We start from the raw sequence: 22,694 nt of genomic DNA, 5'->3' as shown, positions 1-22,694 counted from the left end.
CTCAGAAATCGCGCTTGTAAAAGATATCCAGGGAGCTGGCGAAACCGCTCGCCGCTTCCAGATAGACCTTCTTGCTCAGCTTGTAACGCAGAGCGATGGTACTGGCCGGCTCAAAGACCCCGACGCCATAGCGCAGGCTGAGCCTTTCGGAAATGGCGCCGCTGGCCACCACGCTGGTGTTGTTGCCGCTGCCCTGGGTATCGAGTTGGAAGTCCTGAATGCCCAGGTTCTTGGCAATGCCGCCGGTCAGTTCCGAGCTGCCCATCAGCCCCAGCCCGAGAGCCGCCTGGGCCAGCATGTTGTTGTCTTCACCGGTGGACGTCAGCGGGCGCCCCAGGACCAGATAGGACAGCGCCTGTTCCTGGCTCATGGCCGGCTCCGAGAAGATCTGCGTCGCCGGTTGCTCGGCGCTGCCACTCAGGCGGATGCCGGCAATCACGTCGTCAGTCTGGCGCACGGCCTCAATGTCCAGGTAAGGCTGGTCGATGGGGCCGGCAAACAGCAGCCGCGCACGACGCACGGTCAAGCGCTGGCCGTAGGCCCGATAGCGGCCGTCGTTGAGCCACAGCTCACCGCGGGTATCCATGTTGTCACCAATGTGCACGTGCCCCTGCAGGTTGGCAGTCAGGCCGAAACCGCTGAAGGCCAGCTTGTCCTGGCCCACCTCCACATCGATGTTCATGGCCATGGCCATGGGCTTTTTGCCGTCGTCGGTCTGCTGGCCGACGATCACCGTGTCGTCGGAGACCTTGACCGTCGAGGGCGGCAATTCGCGCACGGTGATCTGACCCTTGGGGATCAGCACCTTGCCGGCAATCGCCAGCTTTTCCTCTTGCAGCGAGATCTTCAGGTCCGGCGCCACCTCCAGCGCTGCATAGGGCTCCACCGTCACCGGCAGTTGGGTGCCCTTGAGGCTCAGGTCCACCAATAGCGCCCGGCCCCAAGCGATGTTGCCATTGAGGCTGCCCTGCCCGGCCTTGCCGCTTTTCCAGCCGCCGTCGAGCTGCACGCTCTCGCCAGCGATCTGCGCGCTCAGTTGCAGGTCTTCAAGGCTGATGGGCAACTCGGAGCCGGACACCTCGCCCCCGGACAACTGCACGTTGCCGTTGACCTGAGGCGCCAGCAGGCCGCCAGACAAACGACCGCTGCCATTGAGGCTGCCGCTGAGCTTTTCCACCATGGGCACGAACGGCCGCGCCACGGACAGATCCAGGCCACTGAGGCGGAAATCACCGGACAGCGGTTTGCTTTTCGGCAACGGATTGATCTGCGCCTGGAGCATCAGCTCACCCAGTTTGCCGCCGTCGAACTGCAACTGTGTGTCGATGCGCCGCGGGGTGAGGCGGGTATTGAGCTTCAACGCCTGATAGGGGAAATCCAGCCACTGGTCCTTTTCCTTGACCCGCAGGGTGCCACCGCTGGCGTCCAGCATGATCTGGCCCTGGGGCCCGCTGGCCGGCAAGTCCAGTTGCACATCGGCATTGAGCATGCCCTTCCAGGCGAAATCCTTGGGCAGCCACTGCGCCAGGCTGTCGAGGGGAAAACGCTTGAGGTGATAACGCAGTTTCGGGTCCGGCATCAGCCGCTGGTCTTCACCGCACAGGCTGGCATCGCCGCTGGCCCAGCAGTGGGCAGCGAAGTTCAGCGTGCCGTTGGCCAGCCGCTCAAGCCGGGCCGGGCTCTGCAGCTTCCAGTCCTGGCCGCCGGTCTGTACATCACCGCTGGCCAGGCGCCCGCGCCAGTTGCCCTGGTCCAGGGCGCCATCCAGGCCCAGGGCCAGTTTCAACAGCGGTCCTTGCAGGTCCAGTTGCAGTTTCTGTTTCTTGATGTCGCCCTGGCCGGCCAGGGTCAGGGTCCCCAACTGCGTGTCGCCCAGCTGAATCCCGCTGCCCTTGAGGTCCACCTGGGCCTTTTGCGCACCATCCAGAGTGGCGTCCAACTTGAGGTTCTGCAGGCGGTTTTCGGCAAAGGCCAGTTGCTGCCCGGCCAGGTCCAGCTTGCCCTGTGGCGCCTTGAGGGTGCCGGCCAGGTCCAGCCGACCGTTGAGCTGCCCACGCAACTCGGGCCAGAGCTGACCCAGGCGCGGCATCTTGATCTCCAGCTGGCCGGCGATCTTCTGTTGCAGGCTGCCGGAGCCGTTGATCCGGTTGTCTCCCAGGCGGATGTCCAGCGCGCCCAGAGTCCATTGCTCGCCCGCTCCGTCGGCCTTGGCCTGGAGAACCGCCGGCTGTCCGCGCAAGCGTCCCTTGAGGTCGAGGTTGGCATTGAGCTTGAGTTGCTGGTTCTTCATTTCGCCTTGGCTGCGCAGGGGGCCGGCCAGGGTTCCGGGCAGCTCCGCCACCCAGTACGCGGGGTTGATGGCCGACAGATCCAGGGCGGTATCCCAGGCAATGCCGTCGGCGAACTGCAGGTTCAGGTGGCCCTCGGCCTTGCCCTGGCCCGCCGCCAGCTTGAACTGCGGTAGATAGATTTTCGTCAGGTCGCCGCTGAACGGGCTGCTCAGGCTGAACGCGCCTGCCGGGCCGTCCAGGTCGCCCTTGAAGTTGCCCAGGTAGTTACCGTCACGGTAAGCCACTTCGGCATCAAAACTGCGGACCCGCACCGCCGGCTCGTCAATCAGCGGATACAGGCGGTGCCAGGGGAAGTCCAGCCAGGCCAGCTTGGCCTCGGCGGCGAAACCTTCGCTCCAGTCCAGTTGCCCACTGAGCTTGAGGTGTTGCTTGTCGTTGGCGCTCAGGTCCAGAGCGGCAATCTGTGCGCCCTTGGCGTCGACCTTGCCTTGCAGCAACAGGGCCACCGGGCCCTGCTCCGCCGGCAGGCTGGCCTTGCCGGCGAGCTGGTAGCCGCTTTTCAGGTCGCCCTGGCCAGTCAGTTCCAGCTGATCCAGTTGCAGGGTGTCCGGCAGATCGGCGCTGGCCTTGAACCCATCGGCAGTGATTCGCAACTGGGCCGGCAGGTTCTCCACCAGGGGCTGCAACTGGCCGCTCAATTGCCCTTGCAGGTAGCCACTGCTGTCGGCATTGAGCTGCAGAGTCTTGAGCAGGTCGCCTTCAACCTTCAACGCCAGGGACCAGGGGCCACCGCCGGGAGCGGGCAAGCCGAGGTTGCCCTGGGCGGTCAGGGGCCAGTCGCCACTGGGTTGCAGCAGCCCGGAAAGGTCCAGACTCAGGTCATCGCGCTTTAGGTGCAAAGAGTCGATCTGCAGGCCTTGGGCAGTCCAGTGCGCCGCCAGCTGCAGGGTCTTGAGTTCTTCACTGCCATTGAACAGCAGCCTGCCCACACGCACTTGCCCCAACTCGATGGCCAACGGCAGCTTCAGTTCCGGCAGGCTGATGGGCTCCGAACTGGTTTCGGTTTCGCCGCTCGGAGGGAACAGCAGGCTGACCTGATCGGCTTCCAACTGCTCGATGCACAGGGTCATGCGCAGCAGGCAGCCGGGCGACCAGGTGAACTGCACGGCGTTGAGCTCGACCCGGTTGCCCTCCTGTTGCCAGAGCAAATGATCGGCGCTCCAGTGCCCGCCAAGGCGGCCCTCGAAATTGTCCAGGGTCAGCCCCGGCACTCGCGCCAGGGCCCAGCGGCTGCCAGCCTGGGTTCCGAGTACGCTGGCCAAGGCCAGAATGATCAGGATCACCAGCGCAACAATCGCCAGCAGCGTTATCTTCAAACCACGCTTCAAAGCTCTGGCCCCATGGAAAAGTGCAAACGAATACCGCCGTCGTCATTCATCGCGTGGGCCAGGTCGACCCGGATCGGTCCCACTGGCGAAACCCAGCGTACGCCGACGCCCACCCCGGTCTTGAGGTTAGGCAGCTCCAGCTTGTTGAAAGAGTTGCCCTGGTCGACAAAGGTCGCGATCCGCCATTTCTCGGCGATCGAATACTGGTACTCGACGCTACCGGCCACCATGTAGCGGCCGCCGATGCGATCGCCTTCGGAGTTTTCCGGTGACAGGGTCTGATAGTCGTAGCCCCGAACGCTCTGGTCGCCACCGGCAAAGAAGCGCAAGGACGGCGGAATCGACTTGTAGCCATTGGTGGCACTGCCACCGAACTGCACTCGCCCGAGAAAGCGGTGGTTGTCCCAGACCGTGGTCAGGCCCTTGAGCAGCACCGTGCCATACAGCAGGTTGGTGTCGGAACCGACCCCTTCCTTGGCCAGCTTGGTGTCGAACTGAATGCGATAGCCGTTATGCGGGTCGATGCGATTGTCGCTGCGCAGGTAGGAATAAGTCAGGCCAGGCATCAGCAGATTACTCAGGCCCGAGTCGTCCCCGAGGCGATATTCCTCTCGCTGATACTTCAGCGACAGCACCCGCTGCCAGCCGCTGGGCAACTTGCTGTGCCACTCGGGACCGATGGTGAGCAACTTACTCAGGGTATCGGTGCCGGCAATCTCTTCATTCTGGTAACCACCGGCGAACCGCAGCTTGTCGGTCAGAGGCGGGTCCAGGGGAATGTCGTACCACAGGCCGACGTTCTGCCGCGGGGCAGAAACTTCCGCCTCCCAGCCGTAACTGTGGCCCTGGGGGTTGACCCAGTGCCGGGTCCAGTTGGCCTTGACCCGCGGCCCTACGTCGGTGGAATAGCCGAGGCCGAGGCCCATGGTCCGGGGCTTGCGGGTTTCCAGCTGGACCGCCACCGGAATCACCTCGTGCTCGGCGGCAGTAGGCGCGGCGTCCACCCGCACGCCCTCGAAGTAGCCGCTCGACTGCAGGGCCTGGTTGAGTTCGGCAATCAGTTCGGAGTCATAGGGCGCGCCGGCCTTGAACGGCACCATGCGCCGCAACAGGTCTTCATCGAACAGGGAGTCGCCGCTAAAGCTGACCTTGCCCAGCGCGTAGCGCGGGCCGCTGTCATAGACCAGGTCGATGTCCGCGACACCTGCCTGGGGGTCCACCGACAGTTTCTGCTGGGTAAAGCGCCCGCTGAAAAAGCCATAGCGCGAAGCCTGGTTCTGGATCAGGCGCTTGGCGTCTTCGTAATGGCCATGATTGAGCACGGCACCCGGCTTGAGCTGGTCGCCGTCGGGAAGGCGAAACGACTTGAGGGAGGCCGCCGGGCCTTCGACCCGGACTGTCACGTTGCGCAGGTGCACCGGTTCGCCGGGGTCGATCCGCAACGTCAGGCGCGGTTTGTCACCGCCACGCACCTCACTCTGGATATGCGGTTGGTAGTAGCCCAGGGCCTGGGCGGCTTTCTTCGCCTGCTCCTCGGCGCCCCGGCTGAACCGCAGCAAGGCTTCTTCATCGCGATCGCCGACACTGCCAATGTAACCTTCCACATTGGCCTTCAACTCGTCATTGGCGGGCTTGACCCTGACATCCAATTCGCTCTGCGCCAGCGCCGCACAGCTTGTGAACAACAGCAAAAAGCCGCTGGTAAATCTTCCTGGAAACTTCATAGGCGCGGATGCTATCACGAGCTTGGGAGGGCGATAGAGCGCTCAGGTGCACGGAAAGTTCTATATCAGGCTGTTGCTCTTTGTAAGTGCTGCGGGCTGGGGTGAAAAAATACGTGCTCACGCACCGGCCCCACCGCAATCTCACCGATCTCTTCATAGCCCTGACGCTTGTAGAACTCCAGGTAACGCGGATTGCCGGTGTCCAGCACCACACCCTGGGAATGCTCGTCCACGGCGCACCAGTTGTGCACCGCCGCCAGCAATTGCTCGCCGAAATGCTGGCCCTGAAACTGCGGATGCACCCCCAGCAGCGGCAGCACATGCACCGCATCATTGGGCAGGCAGGCCTGCACCGCCTGGTGATACTCCAGATAGCGCTGGGTGCAGCGAAACCCGGTGCTGAGCACCATGCGCAGGCGCCATGCCCAACTTTCGGTGATGCCCAGGCGCCGTTGCGGCGGCGCGATCAGGGCGATACCGATCAGCCGGTCATTGACCAGCAGGCCGATGGCCGGCAGGTCCTGAAGAAAATGCTGCTTCACCAATTCGCGCACTGTGGCTCGTACCCGCTGTTCGTAGCCGGGGCGATCGGCTTCGAAAATGAAACCGAAGGTCGGCTCATGGCGGTAGGCCTGGTACAGCAGCGACCGCGCTTCGCGGGAATAGCCGCTGTCGAGCTGGTGAATATCGGCGATGACATTGGAGGAATCAGGCATGACGGTCACTCTCCCCTGGACCCGGCTCAAATGGCCGCGTTCTTGTTAGTACGAGCCCTGCGCGCCGCTGATCGTTCCCGCGCCCCTGGGACATTAGCAGCGCATCCGCCACGCCGCCACGCTGGCCGGCCCGGGCGTTGTCAGCTAGCATCGCTGTTTTGCCAGGACCGCCGACCATGAAAATCGTCTCGTTCAATATCAACGGGCTGCGTGCCCGCCCCCATCAGCTGGCGGCGCTGATCGACAAACACCAGCCGGATGTGATCGGCCTGCAGGAAACCAAGGTCGCCGACGAACAGTTCCCCCTTGCCGACATCCAGGCCCTGGGCTACCACGTGCATTACCACGGCCAGAAAGGCCATTACGGCGTAGCCCTGCTCTCGCGCCAGGCACCGTTGGCCCTGCATAAAGGCTTTGAAGGTGACGACGAGGACGCCCAGCGGCGCTTTATCTGGGGCACCTTCGCCGATGCCAACGGCACCCCGGTGACCATCATGAACGGCTACTTCCCCCAGGGCGAAAGCCGCGACCATCCCACCAAATTCCCGGCCAAAGCGCGCTTCTACCAGGATCTGCAGCACCTGCTGGAAAGCCGTTTCAGCAATGACCAGCCCCTGGTGGTGATGGGCGATGTGAACATTTCCCCGGAAGATTGCGACATTGGCATCGGCGCCGAGAACGCCAAACGCTGGCTGAAGACCGGCAAGTGCAGCTTCCTGCCAGAAGAGCGCGAGTGGATGGCCCGCCTGAAGAACTGGGGCCTGGTGGACAGCTTTCGTCACCTGAACCCCGAGGTGAACGACCGCTTCAGCTGGTTCGACTACCGCAGCCGCGGCTTCGAGGATGAGCCCAAGCGCGGCCTGCGCATCGACCTGATCATGGCTTCCCAGGGGTTGTTGCCACGGGTCAAGGACGCTGGGGTCGACTATGAACTGCGGGGCATGGAAAAACCTTCGGACCATGCGCCGATCTGGCTCGAACTGGGCTGATCGACAGGCACAAAAAAGCCCATCTGCCGATGGGCTTTTTTTTTGCGGTTACAGCTGTATGTGCTCGACCCGCTCCGTGGTACCGGCACTGGCGATAGCGCTGATGGCGCTCTCGAGGGTGGCTTCCGAATCGTACAAGTGGCTGACCAGAATCACTTCCTTACCGGACTTGAGCTTGAAAAAAGGTTTGCCGCCCGACGAAATTTTCTTGACGTAGCGTTCCGGGGAAGCGCAGTGTGCGCGGAACAGGCCGAGAGCCGCCTCGGCACTGTCCCGGCAAGGGTAGCGGTCGCTTTGAAGCATGGTCTGCGCCTCCTTTGTCTTCAGCAAGAATCTGCATGCACCACTGCCATACTGCTTCAGCTCGAACCAGGCACTCATTTGTAACTCCTTTGCACACTACGAAATAGCAGCTCAACACTGCCGAGGCATCCGCGGGGGATGACGCGTTGGCAGTCGCCCCAATCCCCGCCAGACAAAGTTGCCCACTCTACGCGCCGTTCCGAGGTTGGTCTTTAGGACAAATCTCAAAAAATCTAGAGAAAACAGCTATTTATGATGTAGGACTTTCGCCATTTCTCTGCAAATAGCCCCGTCCGTCACATCCCTGTCACCTCCCTGACTTAATGTCCCCAGCACTTACCTCCTCCCTCTATATAGAAGGCCAGTGCCGCCATGCCCCGCGCTTCCACCGTCAGCGAACGAGATATCTGGTGCCGGACCATCAGCCTGTTTCTGATCGGTTTCGTTTGCTACGCCCTGCCCTGGTCGGTATTCGCCGCCCTGCCCCCAGCCCCGGACAATGCGCCGGTCCTGCGCATCCAAGGCTCCAATACCATCGGCGCCCGGCTGGGCCCGGCCCTGGTCAAGGGCCTGATGGAAGAACAGGGCCTGCGCGATATCAGGATCACCGCCAGTGGCAAAGACAATGAACAACAGGTGGTGGGGCAAACCGCCCAGGGCCGAGCGGTGCGGGTGGAAGTGGCCGCCCACGGTTCGAGTACCGGCTTTGCCGCTCTGAAAACCGCCCGGGCCGACCTGGCCGCCGCTTCACGGCCGATCAAGGACAGCGAGCTGGTGGACCTTGAAAGCCTGGGGGACCTGAAAAGCCCCAGCGCCGAACAGGTGATCGCCATCGACGGGCTGGCAATCATCCTGCATCCGCACAACCCGCTGAACCAACTGAACACCGAGCAACTGGCCCGGCTGTTCAGCGGCGAAGCCAGGACCTGGGAAGAACTGGGTGGCATTGGCGGCGCGGTACATCTCTATGCCCGGGATGACCAGTCCGGCACCTACGACACCTTCAAGGAGCTGGTACTCAGCCGTCGCGGCAAGACCCTGGGCCCCGGCGCAAAACGTTTCGAATCCAGCGAGCAGTTGTCCGACGCAGTCAGCCATGACCCCCAGGGCATAGGTTTCATCGGTCTGCCCTATGTGCGCCAGGCCAAGGCGGTGGCCATTGTCGACGGCGACTCACAGCCGATGCTGCCGCTCAACAGCCTGATCGCCACCGAGGATTACCCGCTGTCACGGCGCCTGTATCTGTACCTGCCGCCCAATGGGCAGAACCCCTGGGCCGATGCCCTGGTGAGCTTTGCCCAGGGCAGCAAGGGCCAGGCCATCGTCGCCGCCAACGGCTTTATCGCCCAGACCGTGCAGGCCATGCGTGTCGCTCCCGGCCCGCAGATGCCGGAGGCTTATCAGGCGCTCACCCGCCAGGCACAGCGCCTGACGGTCAACTTTCGTTTTGAGGAGGGCAGCGCCAGCCTGGACAACAAGGCCCGCCAGGACCTCAATCGGGTACTGGATTACCTGCGCCAGCACGGCAAGATGAACCGCCAGGTGACCCTGGCCGGCTTCGGTGACGCCAAGAACGATCCGGCCCGCGCGGCCCTGCTGTCCAAGCTGCGGGCCATGGCGGTACGCCGGGAACTGGTGAAGAGCGGCGTGGTGTTTCGCGAGATTCGCGGCTTTGGCGCCGAGCTGCCGGTAGCAGCCAACAGTGCCGACGAAGGGCGGATCAAGAACCGCCGCGTGGAGGTGTGGGTGTACTGAACTCCCAGCGGCCGGCCTTTCGACAGGCCGGCCGCATCGCCCTCAATGCCCGCTGCGCATCAGCTCCTTGGGTACATACTTGCCGATTTCATACTTGCCGATCGCCGCGCGGTGCACCTCATCCGGGCCGTCGGCCAGGCGCAAGGTACGCTGCATCGCATACATGTAGGCCAGCGGGAAGTCGTTGGAGACCCCGGCCCCGCCGTGGATCTGGATCGCCCGGTCGATCACCCGCAGGGCCACGTTCGGCGCCACGACCTTGATCTGGGCAATCTCGCTCTTGGCCACCTTGTTGCCCACGGTGTCCATCATGTACGCGGCCTTCAGCGTCAGCAGCCGGGCCATGTCGATCTCCATTCGCGAGTCGGCGATCTTGTCGATGTTGCCTCCCAGGCGCGCCAGCGGCTTGCCAAAGGCAGTACGGTTCACCGAACGCTTGCACATCAGTTCCAGCGCCCGCTCCGCCATGCCGATGGAACGCATGCAGTGGTGGATCCGGCCCGGGCCAAGGCGGCCCTGGGCAATCTCGAAACCACGGCCCTCACCCAGCAGCACGTTCTCGTAAGGCACCCGGACATTGTCGAACAGCACTTCGGCGTGGCCATGGGGCGCGTCGTCGTAGCCGAACACCGGCAACGGGCGAACAATCTTCACCCCGGGGGTATCCACCGGCACTAGGATCATCGAGTGCTGTTGATGGCGCGGCGCATCCGGGTTGCTCAGGCCCATGAATACCAGGATCTTGCAGCGTGGGTCGCAGGCGCCCGAGGTCCACCATTTCTTGCCGTTGATCAGCCACTGGTCGCCGTCGCGTACCGCACGGGCCGCCATGTTGGTGGCATCGGAGGACGCCACGTCCGGCTCGGTCATGGCGAACGCGGAACGGATCTCGCCGCGCAGCAATGGCTCCAGCCAGCGCTGTTTCTGCTCTTCGTTGGCGTAGCGCACCAGCACTTCCATGTTGCCGGTATCCGGTGCCGAGCAGTTGAAGGGTTCCGGGCCCAACAACGACCGCCCCATGATTTCCGCCAGCGGCGCGTACTCAAGGTTGGTCAGGCCTGCCCCCAACTCCGACTCAGGCAGAAACAAATTCCATAGCCCGGCCTCCTTGGCCTTGAGTTTCAGCTCTTCCATGATGGCGGTCGGCTGCCAGCGATCGCCTTCGGCAACCTGACGCTCGAAGACCGCTTCAGCCGGATAAACATAGGCATCCATGAACGCGGTGACACGCTCACGCAGTTCCTGAACCTTGGGGGAATAGGCGAATTCCATGGGCAGCTCTACCTTTGTGACGATCGGGTGTTGGAGGACTGAAATCGATGCTAGATCAGCTACGAAAATTTACCTAGCCTATTCTCGGCGTGTATTAACATTCATCACCGATATATGATCGGCTGATCCGACAGGCTTCCGAGCCCTCCCACAGGCCCTAACAATAAGAGTGCAGCGCAATGAATCTGAGCAAGGTCGATCTCAACCTCTTCATCGTTTTCGATGCGATCTACACCGAAGCCAACCTGACCCGTGCCGGGCAGATCGTCGGCATCACCCAACCGGCGGTATCCAACGCCCTGGCACGCCTGCGCGAGACCTTCAATGACCCGCTCTTCGTGCGTACCGCCCAGGGCATGGTGCCCACACCCATGGCGCAGAACATCATCGGGCCAGTGCGCAATGCCCTGTCGCTGCTGCGGGTTTCGGTCCAGGAAAGTCGCATTTTCAACCCCCTGCAAGCGGTCAAGACCTACCGCATCAGCATGACCGACCTCACCGAAGCGGTGATCCTGCCACCACTGTTCCAGCGCCTGCGGCGCCTGGCGCCGGCGGTGATCATCGAAAGCTTTCTCTCCAAGCGTCGGGAAACCACCAAGGAGCTGGCAGCCGGGCGCCTGGACTTTGCCGTCGACGCACCGCTCAATACCGACCCCCAGGTGCGTCACGTCAAGCTGATGGAAGACCGCTATGTGTGCGCCATGCGCAAGGGCCACCCGCTGGTGGGCAAGGAAAAATTCAGCCTGGACGATTACCTGTCCCTGACCCACATCCATATCTCCAGCCGCCGCAGCGGCCTCGGGCATGTCGACCTGGCCCTGGGCAAGATGGGTATCCAGCGCAAGATCGCCCTGCGCTCCCAGCATTACCTGATGGCTTCCCAGGTGCTGCAGCAGACCGACATGGTGATGACCGTACCGGAGCGCTTTGCCCGTCGCCATGAACTGCACGCGTTCAACCTGCCGGTCAATGATGTCCCGCCGGTGGAAACCCACCTGTACTGGCACGAGAGCACCGACCAGGACCCGGCCAACCGCTGGATGCGCGAGCAGATGATCGAGCTCTGCCAGCAGGTCACGGCCTACGAAAAGAAGCTCGACCAGCAGACCGCCTGAGCCCTTTCGCCGGCAAGCCCTCACTGCAGGAGCCGGCTTGCCGGCGAACGGGATCGGCTCGGACTGCTTGACGTATACGTCAACCTGCCTTTAGCTTAGCGCCAAGCCCCCTCTTGAGCGCCTCCATGAGCAGCCAGACCTACAGCATTTCCGACCTCGCCCGCGAGCTCGACATCACCACCCGGGCCATCCGCTTCTATGAAGAGCAGGGCCTGCTGGCTCCCGAACGCCGTGGCCAGGAGCGCATCTATTCGCCCCGGGACAAGGTCAGCCTGAAACTTATCCTGCGGGGCAAGCGCATCGGCTTTTCCCTGGCCGAGTGCCGCGAACTGATCGAGCTCTACGACCCGAGCAGCGGCAACCTGAAGCAGCTGCACAGCATGCTGGCGAAAATCGCCGAGCGTCGCGAACAGCTCGAACAGCAATTGCTCGACATCGAACAGATGAAGCTGGAACTGGACACCGCCGAAGAGCGCTGCACCCAGGCGCTGGAGCAGACCATCCTGAACCAGAAAAGCACCGCCCGATAATCATCGGCACACCTGCGCCCGGGCGCCGGTATCCGCCACTCCCTATAAGAAGGTGAACCTCTATGTCACTCCCCAGCCATGTACGCCTGATCGAAGTCGGCCCCCGCGACGGCCTGCAGAACGAAGCCCAGCCCATCAGCGTCGAAGACAAGGTGCAATTGGTGGATGCCCTCACCGCCGCCGGCCTGGGCTACATAGAAGTCGGCAGTTTCGTGTCTCCCAAATGGGTGCCGCAGATGGCCGGTTCAGCCGAGGTCTTCGCCCGTATCCAGCGCAAGCCCGGGGTTGTCTATGGCGCACTGGCGCCCAACCTGCGGGGGTTCGAAGATGCCCTGGCGGCTGGGGTCAAGGAAGTGGCGGTGTTCGCCGCGGCCTCGCAAGCCTTCTCCCAGCGCAACATCAACTGCTCCATCAGCGAAAGCCTGGAACGCTTCGTGCCGATCATGGACGCGGCCAAGCAGCACGGCATCAGCGTGCGCGGTTACGTGTCGTGCGTGCTGGGCTGCCCTTATGAAGGTGAAGTGGCCCCGGAACAGGTGGCCATGGTCGCCCGCGAACTGCATGACATGGGCTGTTACGAGGTCTCTCTGGGCGACACCATTGGTACCGGCACCGCCGGTGCCACCCGGCGCATGTTCGAGGTGGTGGGCGCCCAGGTACCACGGGAAAAACTCGCCGGGCACTTCCACGACACCTACGGCCAGGCCCTGGCCAATGTCTACGCCAGCCTGCTGGAAGGCATCGCGGTGTTCGACAGCTCGATCGCCGGCCTCGGCGGCTGCCCCTATGCCAAGGGCGCCAGCGGAAACGTCGCCACCGAAGACGTGCTCTACCTGCTCAATGGCCTGGGCATCCATACCGGTATCGACATGGACCGCCTGATCGACGCCGGCCGGCAGATCTGTAACGTGCTGGGGCGCCCCACCGGCTCCCGCGTGGCCAAGGCGCGTAACGCCAGCTGAGGCATTGTGCGGCCGGGTGTTACCGGCCACTCCGATCTGGGGCGGGAACGAGTAACACGGAAACAGTTTGTCGAATTTGTTGCGGTACAGATTGTCCTACAAAATTATCAAGCCATTGATTTTAAAAGACTTTAAAAAGTTGGCACGGCTTCTGCTATCTCTATGGCATAACAAGAATAAAAAGCAGCAAACCTAATAAAAATAAGACGTAACGACTCTGAGATAACAAAAACAACACGGCAGAGACGCAGCTAACAGATTTTTTTGGAGAGGATGCACTGTGCAGGAGGGCTTGCAAGAGCCACCCGCAACCGGTCAGAGAACAATAAAACTACCCTGAGGTAGCTCCCGAACTGGTTGGATCGCCCTGGCGACACATTGAATCAGCGCTCAAAAAAATACGTTTGCTCTTGATCCCGGATGGGGATCGCCAAAAACAGCAGTAAAGGGCAACGGTTGCCAAAAACAACAATAGACCGCCCCTCAATAATAAAAAAAGAGCACGCAACGAAAAAATTAAAGGGGAGCTTCGGCTCCCCTTTGTGCTTTCTGCGATCCCTCTTTGCTGCCCATAAAGCGTGCACCGGCGCCGATGCACGCTCCATCCGGGTTCACCCCTTGTTCATGCGCTCACGCAGCTCCTCGATGCTGATTTCGCGCATGCGGAACTTCTGGATCTTACCGGTCACGGTCATGGGAAACTCTTCAACGAACTTGAAGTAACGCGGCGTCTTGAAGTGCGCGATACGCTCCTTGCACCAGGTCTGCAGCTCCAGCTCATTGGCCGAATGGCCGGGGTGGAACTTGATCCAGGCGACGATCTCCTCGCCGTACCTGTCGCAGGGGATGCCGATTACCTGCACATCGGCCACCGCAGGATGGGTGAAGAAGAACTCTTCCAGCTCTCGCGGATAAATGTTCTCGCCACCGCGAATGATCATGTCCTTGTTGCGCCCGGCAATGCACACGTACCCCTGCTGGTTCATGGTGGCCAGGTCACCGGTATGCATCCAGCCGGCCTGATCGATGGACTCGCGGGTGCCCTCAGGGTTGTTCCAGTAACCGAGCATGACGCTGTAGCCCCGGGTGCACAGCTCACCGATGGTGCCGCGGGGCACCACATTGCCGGCCTCGTCGATGATCTTGCTCTCCAGGTGCGGCTGGGTCCGGCCCACGGTGGTCACCCGCAGTTCCAGGTCGTCGTCCGGCCCGGTCTGCAGCGACACCGGGCTGGTTTCGGTCATGCCGTAGGCGATCTGCACTTCGCTCATGTGCATTTCGCTGATCACCCGGCGCATCACCTCGATCGGGCAGGTGGCCCCGGCCATGATCCCGGTCCGCAGGCTCGACAGGTCGAACTCGCTGCGTCGGGGCTGATCGAGCACAGCGATAAACATCGTGGGTACGCCGTACAGGCCGGTGGCGCGCTCTTCGGCCACCGCGGTCAAGGTCAGCAGCGGGTCAAAGGCGTCATTGGGATAGATCATGGTGGTGCCGTGGGTGATGCACCCCAGGTTGCCCATGACCATGCCGAAACAGTGGTACAGCGGCACCGGGATCACCAGCCGGTCGGCAGCAGTCAGGCCCAGGCTCTCCCCCACCATGTAACCGTTGTTGAGGATGTTGTAGTGGCTCAGGGTCGCGCCCTTGGGGAAACCGGTGGTGCCGGAGGTGTACTGGATATTCACCGGCTGGTCGAAATCCAGGCTGTCCTGGCGCGCCTGCAACTGCTCGGCCGTGGCCCCCGCCCCCAGCGCCGATAGCTGCGACCAGGGCAGGAAACCCGACGGCGGCTGCGCATCCAGGCTGATCACCCCGCGCAGCTCGGGTAACCGCTCGCTGTGCAATTGGCCGATGGACTGTTCCGCCAGCTCGGGCACCAGGCCCTGGAGCATGCCGTGGTAATCGGATGTCTTGAAGGCTCCGGCGCAGATCAGCCACTGGCAGCCGGACTGCCTGAGCACATACTCCAGCTCGGAACTGCGGTAGGCCGGATTGATGTTCACCAGAATCGCGCCGATCTTGGCGCTGGCGAACTGGGCGATGCACCACTGGGCGCAGTTGGGGGCCCAGATCCCCAGGCGATCGCCGGTCTTGAGCCCCAGGGCCAGCAGCGCCCGGGCATGCAGGTCGACCGCCTCGCGCAGTTGCTGCCAGGTGTAGCGCAGCTGCTGGTGGCGCACCACCAGAGCCTCGCCCTGGGGATAGGCGGCGACGGTGTTATCGAAAGCCTGGCCGATGGTCAACGCCAGCAGCGGCTGGTCTTGCGTACCACGGGTGTAACTGCGATCCGGCTGGAAACCCGAGTGTTCCATGACGACCCCTATTGTCTTTATTAGTGGGTGTGCAGGAGCCAGGCGAAAGGTGCAAAACAGCCTGGCTCCAATCGAAAGCCTCGCTACTCTGGCGCAAGTTGACGTTTACGTAAAGGGCGATTGACAGCCACCGATCACAGGTTTACGTTAACGTAAAGGTGAGAGCCAGGCCGCGCCGCTCTCGACATCCTATTCCCTCAATAAAAACAAGTTTGAAGGTGCCCCGCCATGAGTTACCCGACCCTGAACTTCGCCCTCGGTGAAACCATCGACATGCTGCGCCAACAGGTCCAGGCCTTCGTCAAGGCGGAGCTGGCACCCCGGGCAGCGCAGATCGATGTCGACAACCTGTTCCCCGCCGACATGTGGCGCAAATTCGGCGACATGGGCCTCTTGGGCATCACCGTGGCGGAAGAATACGGTGGCGCCGGCCTGGGTTACTTGGCGCATGTGGTGGCCATGGAGGAGATCAGCCGCGGCTCGGCCTCGGTGGCGCTGTCCTACGGCGCGCACTCCAACCTCTGCGTGAACCAGATCAACCGCAACGGCAACCACGAACAGAAGAGCAAATACCTGCCCAAGCTGATCAGCGGCGAACACATCGGCGCCCTGGCCATGAGCGAACCCAATGCCGGCTCCGACGTGGTGTCGATGAAGCTGCGGGCCGACAAACGCGGCGACCATTTCGTGCTCAACGGCAGCAAGACCTGGATCACCAACGGCCCCGATGCCAACACCTACGTGATCTACGCCAAGACCGACCTGGAGAAAGGCCCCCACGGCATCACCGCGTTCATCGTCGAGCGCGACTGGAAAGGCTTCAGCCGCAGCAACAAGTTCGACAAGCTGGGCATGCGCGGCTCCAACACCTGCGAGCTGTTCTTCGATGACGTGGAAGTGCCGGAGGAAAACATCCTCGGCGTGCTCAATGGTGGCGTCAAAGTGCTGATGAGCGGCCTCGACTACGAGCGCGTGGTGCTCTCCGGCGGCCCCACCGGGATCATGCAGGCCTGCATGGACCTGGTGGTGCCCTACATCCACGACCGCAAGCAGTTCGGCCAGAGCATCGGCGAATTCCAGCTGATCCAGGGCAAGATCGCCGACATGTACACCCAGCTCAACGCCAGCCGCGCCTACCTGTATGCGGTGGCCCAAGCCTGCGAGCGCGGCGAAACCACCCGCAAGGATGCCGCCGGAGTGATCCTCTACAGCGCCGAGCGCGCGACCCAGATGGCCCTCGACGCAATCCAGATCCTCGGCGGCAACGGCTACATCAATGAATTCCCCGCCGGCCGCCTGCTGCGCGACGCCAAGCTCTACGAGATCGGCGCCGGCACCAGCGAGATCCGCCGCATGCTGATCGGTCGCGAACTGTTCAACGAAACCCGCTAACGGAGCTGTCCATGGCTATCTTGCATACCCAGCTCAACCCGCGCTCAGCGGAGTTCGTGGCCAACAGCGAGGCGATGCTGGCCCAGGTCGACGCCTTGCACAGCCTGCTCGCCCAGGTCCAGCAAGGCGGCGGCGCCAAGGCCCAGGAGCGCCACACTTCGCGGGGCAAGCTGCTGCCCCGCGAGCGCATCAACCGCCTGCTCGACCCCGGCTCGCCGTTCCTGGAAATCAGCGCCCTGGCCGCCTATGAGGTCTACGGCGAAGACGTACCCGCCGCAGGCGTGATTGCCGGTATCGGCCGGGTGGAAGGCGTCGAATGCATGATCGTGGCCAACGACGCCACGGTGAAAGGCGGTTCCTATTACCCGCTGACGGTGAAAAAGCACCTGCGGGCGCAGACCATCGCCCAGCAGAACCGCCTGCCGTGCATCTACCTGGTGGACTCCGGCGGCGCCAACCTGCCGCGCCAGGATGAAGTGTTCCCGGACCGCGAGCACTTCGGGCGGATCTTCTTCAACCAGGCCAACATGAGCGCTCAGGGCATCCCGCAGATCGCCGTGGTGATGGGCTCCTGCACCGCCGGGGGTGCCTATGTTCCGGCCATGGCCGACGAAGCCATCATGGTCCGTGAACAAGCCACTATCTTTCTCGCCGGCCCGCCCCTGGTGAAAGCCGCTACCGGCGAAGTGGTAAGTGCCGAGGACCTGGGCGGCGCCGATGTGCATTGCAAGATTTCCGGGGTCGCCGACCACTATGCCGAGAGCGACGAACACGCCCTGGCCCTGGCCCGGCGCAGCGTGGCCAACCTCAACTGGCATAAACAGGGCCAATTGCAACAACGCACGCCGATCGCTCCGCTGTATGCCCGCGACGAACTCTATGGCGTGGTCCCGGCCGATCCCAAGCAGCCGTTCGATGTACGTGAAGTCATCGCCCGGCTGGTGGACGGTTCGGTATTCGATGAGTTCAAGGCCCTGTTCGGCACCACCCTGGTCTGCGGCTTCGCCCACCTGCACGGCTACCCGGTGGCCATCCTCGCCAACAACGGCATCCTCTTCGCCGAAGCCGCGCAAAAAGGCGCGCACTTCATCGAACTGGCCTGCCAGCGCGGGATTCCGCTGCTGTTCCTGCAGAACATCACCGGTTTCATGGTGGGGCAGAAATATGAGGCTGGCGGCATCGCCAAGCACGGCGCCAAGCTGGTGACCGCAGTGGCCTGCGCCCAGGTACCGAAGTTCACGGTGATCATCGGCGGCAGTTTCGGTGCCGGCAACTACGGCATGTGCGGCCGGGCCTATGACCCGCGCTTCCTGTGGATGTGGCCCAACGCGCGCATCGGCGTGATGGGGGCCGAGCAGGCCGCCGGAGTCCTGGTGCAGGTCAAGCGCGAACAGGCCGAGCGCGGCGGGCAAAGCTTCGACGCCGCCCAGGAAGCCCAGATCAAGCAGCCGATCCTCGACCAGTACGAGCATCAGGGGCACCCCTACTACTCCAGCGCACGGCTCTGGGATGACGGCGTCATCGACCCGGCGCAAACCCGTGACGTACTGGCCCTGGCCCTGTCTGCGGCCCTCAACGCCCCCATCGAACAGAGCCGCTTCGGCGTGTTCCGCATGTAATCCTGCGCGAGAAGAACATGAGCGACTTCAATACCCTGGAACTGCTGCGTGACCCTCGAGGCTTCGCCACCCTGTGGCTCAGCCGCGAAGACAAGAACAACGCCTTCAACGCCGAAATGATCCGTGAACTGATCCTCGCCCTGGATCAGGTGCAGGGCGACCCGAGCCTGCGCTTCCTGCTGCTGCGCGGGCGCGGCCGGCATTTCAGCGCCGGCGCCGACCTGGCCTGGATGCAGCAATCGGCCGAGCTCGACTACCACACCAACCTCGACGACGCCCGGGAACTGGCGGAGCTGATGTACAACCTGGCCAAGCTGAAGATCCCGACCCTGGCGGTGGTGCAAGGCGCGGCCTTTGGCGGGGCCCTGGGCCTGATCAGTTGCTGCGACATGGCCATTGGCAGTGACGAGGCGCAGTTCTGCCTCTCCGAAGTGCGCATCGGCCTGGCACCAGCGGTCATCAGCCCGTTCGTGGTCCAGGCCATCGGCGAACGCGCTGCCCGCCGCTATGCCCTCACCGCAGAACGCTTTGGCGGCCAGCGGGCGCGGGAAATCGGTCTCCTGGCAGAAAGCTATCCCGCCGCAGAGCTGGATCAACAGGTCCAGCAGTGGGTCGACAATCTGCTGCTCAACAGTCCCCAGGCGATGCGCGCCAGCAAGGACCTGTTGCGGGAAGTGGGCAACGGCGCGCTGACCACCGCCCTGCGTCGCTATTGCGAAAACGCCATCGCCCGCATCCGGGTCAGCGCCGAAGGCCAGGAAGGCCTGCGCGCATTCCTGGAAAAACGCCCGCCCAGCTGGCAGTCCGAGACCACGTCCAAGGAGTCCCGTTGATGAGCGCCCCTGTTCTAGACACCCTGCTGGTGGCCAACCGCGGCGAGATCGCCTGCCGGGTGATGCGCACCGCCAAGGCCCTGGGCCTGACCACCGTGGCCGTGCACAGCGCTACCGACCGCGACGCCCGGCACAGCCGTGAAGCGGATATCCGCGTGGACCTGGGCGGCAGCAAGGCTGCCGACAGCTACCTGCAGATCGACAAGCTGATTGCCGCCGCCCGGGCCAGCGGCGCCCAGGCCATCCATCCCGGGTATGGATTTCTCTCGGAGAACGCCGGTTTTGCCCGAGCCATCGAAGCCGCCGGGCTGATTTTCCTCGGCCCGCCTGCCGCGGCCATCGACGCCATGGGCAGCAAGTCGGCAGCCAAGGCGCTGATGGAAACCGCCGGGGTGCCCCTGGTTCCGGGTTACCACGGTGAAGCCCAGGACCTGGAAACCTTCCGCAATGCCGCCGAACGCATCGGCTACCCGGTGCTGCTCAAGGCCACCGCGGGCGGTGGCGGCAAGGGCATGAAAGTCGTCGAGGACGTCAGCCAACTGGCCGAAGCCCTGGCCTCGGCCCAGCGCGAAGCCCAGTCGTCCTTCGGCGATTCGCGGATGCTGGTGGAAAAGTACCTGCTCAAGCCACGGCACGTGGAGATCCAGGTGTTTGCCGACCAGCACGGCAACTGCCTGTACCTCAACGAACGCGACTGTTCGATCCAGCGCCGCCACCAGAAAGTGGTCGAGGAAGCTCCGGCCCCGGGCCTCAGCCCCGAACTGCGCAAGGCCATGGGCGAAGCCGCGGTGCGCGCGGCCCAGGCCATTGGCTACGTGGGCGCGGGCACCGTGGAGTTTCTCCTGGATGCCCGTGGCGAGTTCTTCTTCATGGAGATGAACACCCGATTGCAGGTGGAACACCCGGTCACCGAGGCCATCACCGGCCTGGACCTGGTGGCCTGGCAGATCCGCGTGGCCCGCGGCGAAACCCTGCCCATCAGCCAGGAGCAGGTGCCACTGCGCGGGCATGCGATCGAAGTACGGCTGTATGCCGAAGACCCGGCCAACGACTTTCTTCCGGCCACCGGGCGCCTGGAGCTGTACCGCGAATCGGTTGCAGGCCCCGGTCGGCGGGTGGACAGCGGTGTCGAGGAAGGCGACAGCGTTTCGCCCTTCTACGACCCGATGCTGGGCAAGCTCATTGCCTGGGGCGAAGACCGCGAGCAGGCGCGCCTGCGGTTGCTGAGCATGCTGGACGAGTTCGTCATCGGCGGCCTGAAGACCAACCTGGCGTTTCTGCGGCGCATCATTGCCCACCCGGCCTTTGCCGAAGCGCAGCTGGATACCGGCTTTATCCCTCGCTATCAGGAGCAGTTGCTGCCAGCCGCAGGCGAGCTGAGTGCAGACTTCTGGCAAGCGGCCGCCCACGCCTTCAGCCAGAGCCAGCCGCCACGCACACGAAGCGATGATCCCGACTCGCCATGGTCCGCCATCAACGGCTGGCGCAACGGCCTGCCAGCGCAAACCAGCCTGCACCTGAGCTGCGCCGGCCAGGATCAGGCCATCAGCCTTGGCGCTCGCACTGCGGCCTTTGAGCTGCAGGGCGAGCACCTATGGACAGAGCAACAGGGACTGCGCCGCGAGCACCGGGCCATCCGTCGCGGCGACACCCTGTACCTGAACTGGCAGGGCGACACACATGCCGTCAGCGCCTATGACCCGATTGCCGCGGCCGAAGCCAGCCATAGCCAGCAAGGCGGGCTGACTGCGCCGATGAATGGCAGCATCGTTCGGATATTGGTCAGCCCGGGGCAAAGCGTCGAGGCCGGTGCACAACTGGTAGTGCTGGAAGCCATGAAGATGGAACACAGCATTCGTGCCCCCCAGGCCGGGGTCATCAAGGCGCTGTATTGCCAGGAAGGCGAAATGGTCAGCGAAGGCAGTGCATTGGTGGAGTTGGAATAACTCCCAAGTAAGAAAGCCCCTTCCTGTTTGCAGGAAGGGGCTTCTAGGGAAAGTTAAAACTTCGCAGTAGCTTGTACGACTACACCAATAATCCGGCACTTGTCGCTGTAGAGCATCTTCGGATAAGTAGGATTGAGCGGAACCAGGTAACGCAAACCACCCTCTTGCACCAACTTGCGGAAGATCGCCTCGTCACTACCAGGACACTGTACAACCACCAACTTCCCGGGTTCGGCGCCAATCGCCGGGTCCACCAGGATCAGCATGTCCTGGCTGATGCTCAGACCGCTGGGAGCGATCATCGCGTCGCCGACCACCACCAGCCAGAATGCCGCGCCCCGGGCCTGATAGTCGGAAAGCTCGTAGCGCTCCGGCACGTAAGCAGGCTGCCCGTCTTCGCGAACCTCGCCGGCCACCCGCCAATCGCTCACCGGGTAACGGAAGTACGGGTTGTACTTGTTGAGCAGCGCAGGCCCGTCTGCCAGGGACTCGCCATCGTCTCCTAGCAAGGGTTTCTCGCGGACCACCAGGGCCACTTCGAGAAAGCCCATGCCGATCTCTTCCAGCACCCGGTTCATGTCTTCGATCTTCGGTTGGCGGCGCTTGCTCAACCAGTGACCGATACCCCCTTGAGACATGCCCAGGCGCTCGGCGAGCTTTTCCTGTGTGACCTTGCGGCCTTTCATGTTGGCTTTGACCAACTCGATCCATTTGTCCATGGGCCGAACAATACGTTGTGTATTTCCAGCCTCAACACACAACTTGTAGTATTTGAAATCCCGTCACAATTACAATGTGTATTAACATCGACCTACCCCTATTTCCTTTCTCAGACAGGGCAGAACACTTCATGAACACAAGCAGCAAGGACGTGCCGGAACTCGATACAGAGACCACATTAAGCTCACTCAAGGACAGCCAGGCTGCCCGACGCGCAATGGACTATTACTTGAAGCCGGCCATTACCGAGTCAGACAAGGAAGAGAAGTTCTTCGAAATCAGGCGCAGCCTGAGCAGCGAGGAAGCCATGATCCACGCTTCCGACCTGCTGCGCTGTGCAGCGGCCACCGCCTACGATGCAGCGGACAATCTGCGGGGAGCCAATCGCGACCTGGCGTTTTCAGTGGTGCACATGATCGATCTGGCCAAGGCCCTGGTGGACAAATCACTGGAAAGCCAGCGCGTTGAGTCGAACTGAAGCCCTGCGTACGGCTGGACGTGAAGCCAGCGACGGGAAAAAATGGAAGTGGAAAAATATTTTCCGGAAGGCGGGGAAAAACATTTGACTTGCAAATGATAATGATTATTATTGCAAGCAACTGGTCGCGAGATCAGTCGATAGCCCAAAGGACCTTAGGTCGGACCTTTGGATTATCTCCTCATCAGGCTAATCACGGTTTTTGACCCGGCTTTTTGCCGGGTCTTTTTTTTTGCCAGTTTTTCTGGCTTGGCTTCAGGCTAATGAAGACTGTAGGTGTCGCAAAAAATAATGGCGGCGATGATAGCAAAAGAATGTCCTTTTGCAAGCAAACGCCCGTCGTAAA

The 22,694-nt window shown here is 62.6% G+C and carries 17 protein-coding genes; 10 read left to right on the top strand and 7 right to left on the bottom strand.

Annotated elements, in window-relative coordinates; translation table 11 throughout:
- Nucleotide 1 precedes the first annotated feature (1 nt).
- From M2395_RS01080 to M2395_RS01070, 3 genes are all read right to left on the bottom strand, one after another.
- On the bottom strand, nt 2-3,679 hold the full coding sequence (locus M2395_RS01080) for a translocation/assembly module TamB domain-containing protein (RefSeq protein ID WP_123430469.1): 3,678 nt from the start codon (nt 3,677-3,679) through the stop codon (nt 2-4).
- Entirely contained in the window at nt 3,676-5,403 is a 1,728-nt protein-coding gene (locus M2395_RS01075; RefSeq protein ID WP_015636311.1) for an autotransporter assembly complex family protein, read from the bottom strand. The genes M2395_RS01080 and M2395_RS01075 overlap by 4 nt, the downstream gene beginning before the upstream one ends.
- Before the next feature lie 65 nt (nt 5,404-5,468).
- On the bottom strand, nt 5,469-6,119 hold the full coding sequence (locus tag M2395_RS01070) for an N-acetyltransferase (protein WP_123430468.1): 651 nt from the start codon (nt 6,117-6,119) through the stop codon (nt 5,469-5,471).
- A 176-nt stretch (nt 6,120-6,295) separates the two neighbouring features.
- Between M2395_RS01070 and xthA the strand changes: the two genes are divergently transcribed.
- Complete coding sequence (xthA, locus tag M2395_RS01065) at nt 6,296-7,108, top strand: exodeoxyribonuclease III (protein WP_019092829.1); 813 nt, start codon at nt 6,296-6,298, stop codon at nt 7,106-7,108.
- 48 nt (nt 7,109-7,156) lie between these two features.
- Here xthA and M2395_RS01060 read toward each other — a convergent pair whose 3' ends face one another.
- On the bottom strand, nt 7,157-7,489 hold the full coding sequence (locus tag M2395_RS01060; protein ID WP_011062216.1) for a YegP family protein: 333 nt from the start codon (nt 7,487-7,489) through the stop codon (nt 7,157-7,159).
- A 294-nt stretch (nt 7,490-7,783) separates the two neighbouring features.
- On the opposite strand from M2395_RS01060, the gene M2395_RS01055 reads away from it, so the two are divergent.
- Nucleotides 7,784-9,166 (top strand): substrate-binding domain-containing protein, encoded by a 1,383-nt coding sequence (locus tag M2395_RS01055; RefSeq protein ID WP_019092828.1) that lies wholly within the window; start codon nt 7,784-7,786, stop codon nt 9,164-9,166.
- Nucleotides 9,167-9,208: 42 nt separating this feature from the next.
- Here M2395_RS01055 and M2395_RS01050 read toward each other — a convergent pair whose 3' ends face one another.
- On the bottom strand, nt 9,209-10,438 hold the full coding sequence (locus tag M2395_RS01050; protein WP_015636313.1) for an acyl-CoA dehydrogenase: 1,230 nt from the start codon (nt 10,436-10,438) through the stop codon (nt 9,209-9,211).
- 179 nt (nt 10,439-10,617) lie between these two features.
- Here M2395_RS01050 and M2395_RS01045 point away from each other — a divergent pair, with 179 nt between their 5' ends.
- The 3 genes from M2395_RS01045 (at nt 10,618) to M2395_RS01035 (ending at nt 13,045) form a co-directional block, all read left to right on the top strand.
- On the top strand, nt 10,618-11,553 hold the full coding sequence (locus M2395_RS01045) for a LysR family transcriptional regulator (RefSeq protein ID WP_123430467.1): 936 nt from the start codon (nt 10,618-10,620) through the stop codon (nt 11,551-11,553).
- 125 nt (nt 11,554-11,678) lie between these two features.
- On the top strand, nt 11,679-12,083 hold the full coding sequence (locus M2395_RS01040; RefSeq protein WP_011062220.1) for a MerR family DNA-binding transcriptional regulator: 405 nt from the start codon (nt 11,679-11,681) through the stop codon (nt 12,081-12,083).
- Between the two features lie 62 nt (nt 12,084-12,145).
- Nucleotides 12,146-13,045, top strand: a complete 900-nt coding sequence (locus tag M2395_RS01035; RefSeq protein WP_047337304.1) for a hydroxymethylglutaryl-CoA lyase — start codon at nt 12,146-12,148, stop codon at nt 13,043-13,045.
- A 611-nt stretch (nt 13,046-13,656) separates the two neighbouring features.
- On the opposite strand, the gene M2395_RS01030 is transcribed toward M2395_RS01035, so the two are convergent.
- Nucleotides 13,657-15,360 (bottom strand): AMP-binding protein, encoded by a 1,704-nt coding sequence (locus M2395_RS01030; RefSeq protein WP_015636315.1) that lies wholly within the window; start codon nt 15,358-15,360, stop codon nt 13,657-13,659.
- A 228-nt stretch (nt 15,361-15,588) separates the two neighbouring features.
- Here M2395_RS01030 and M2395_RS01025 point away from each other — a divergent pair, with 228 nt between their 5' ends.
- From M2395_RS01025 to M2395_RS01010, 4 genes are read left to right on the top strand one after another with little or no spacing between them, the layout of a single operon-like run.
- On the top strand, nt 15,589-16,752 hold the full coding sequence (locus M2395_RS01025; RefSeq protein WP_015636316.1) for an isovaleryl-CoA dehydrogenase: 1,164 nt from the start codon (nt 15,589-15,591) through the stop codon (nt 16,750-16,752).
- Nucleotides 16,753-16,763: 11 nt separating this feature from the next.
- On the top strand, nt 16,764-18,371 hold the full coding sequence (locus tag M2395_RS01020; protein ID WP_015636317.1) for a carboxyl transferase domain-containing protein: 1,608 nt from the start codon (nt 16,764-16,766) through the stop codon (nt 18,369-18,371).
- A 17-nt stretch (nt 18,372-18,388) separates the two neighbouring features.
- A complete protein-coding gene (locus tag M2395_RS01015; RefSeq protein ID WP_011062225.1) occupies nt 18,389-19,204 on the top strand; it encodes a gamma-carboxygeranoyl-CoA hydratase in 816 nt (271 codons plus the stop codon).
- A complete protein-coding gene (locus tag M2395_RS01010; protein ID WP_065363225.1) occupies nt 19,204-21,150 on the top strand; it encodes an acetyl/propionyl/methylcrotonyl-CoA carboxylase subunit alpha in 1,947 nt (648 codons plus the stop codon). Before M2395_RS01015 ends, M2395_RS01010 begins: the two co-directional genes overlap by 1 nt.
- A gap of 53 nt (nt 21,151-21,203) precedes the next feature.
- Here the strand turns inward: M2395_RS01010 and M2395_RS01005 are convergent, their stop codons facing one another.
- The gene (locus M2395_RS01005) at nt 21,204-21,869 is read right to left on the bottom strand and encodes a LexA family transcriptional regulator (protein ID WP_123472543.1); all 666 of its coding nucleotides are present in this window, start codon (nt 21,867-21,869) and stop codon (nt 21,204-21,206) included.
- Between the two features lie 131 nt (nt 21,870-22,000).
- Here M2395_RS01005 and M2395_RS01000 point away from each other — a divergent pair, with 131 nt between their 5' ends.
- Entirely contained in the window at nt 22,001-22,348 is a 348-nt protein-coding gene (locus tag M2395_RS01000; protein ID WP_015636319.1) for a DUF6124 family protein, read from the top strand.
- The last annotated feature ends 346 nt before the right edge of the window (nt 22,349-22,694 follow it).

Source organism: Pseudomonas sp. BIGb0176, from assembly GCF_024810175.1.
GTDB classification, from domain to species: domain Bacteria; phylum Pseudomonadota; class Gammaproteobacteria; order Pseudomonadales; family Pseudomonadaceae; genus Aquipseudomonas; species Aquipseudomonas protegens.
The sequence above is the reverse complement of the archived record's forward strand: the minus strand, read 5'-3'. Positions and strand labels throughout refer to the sequence as shown.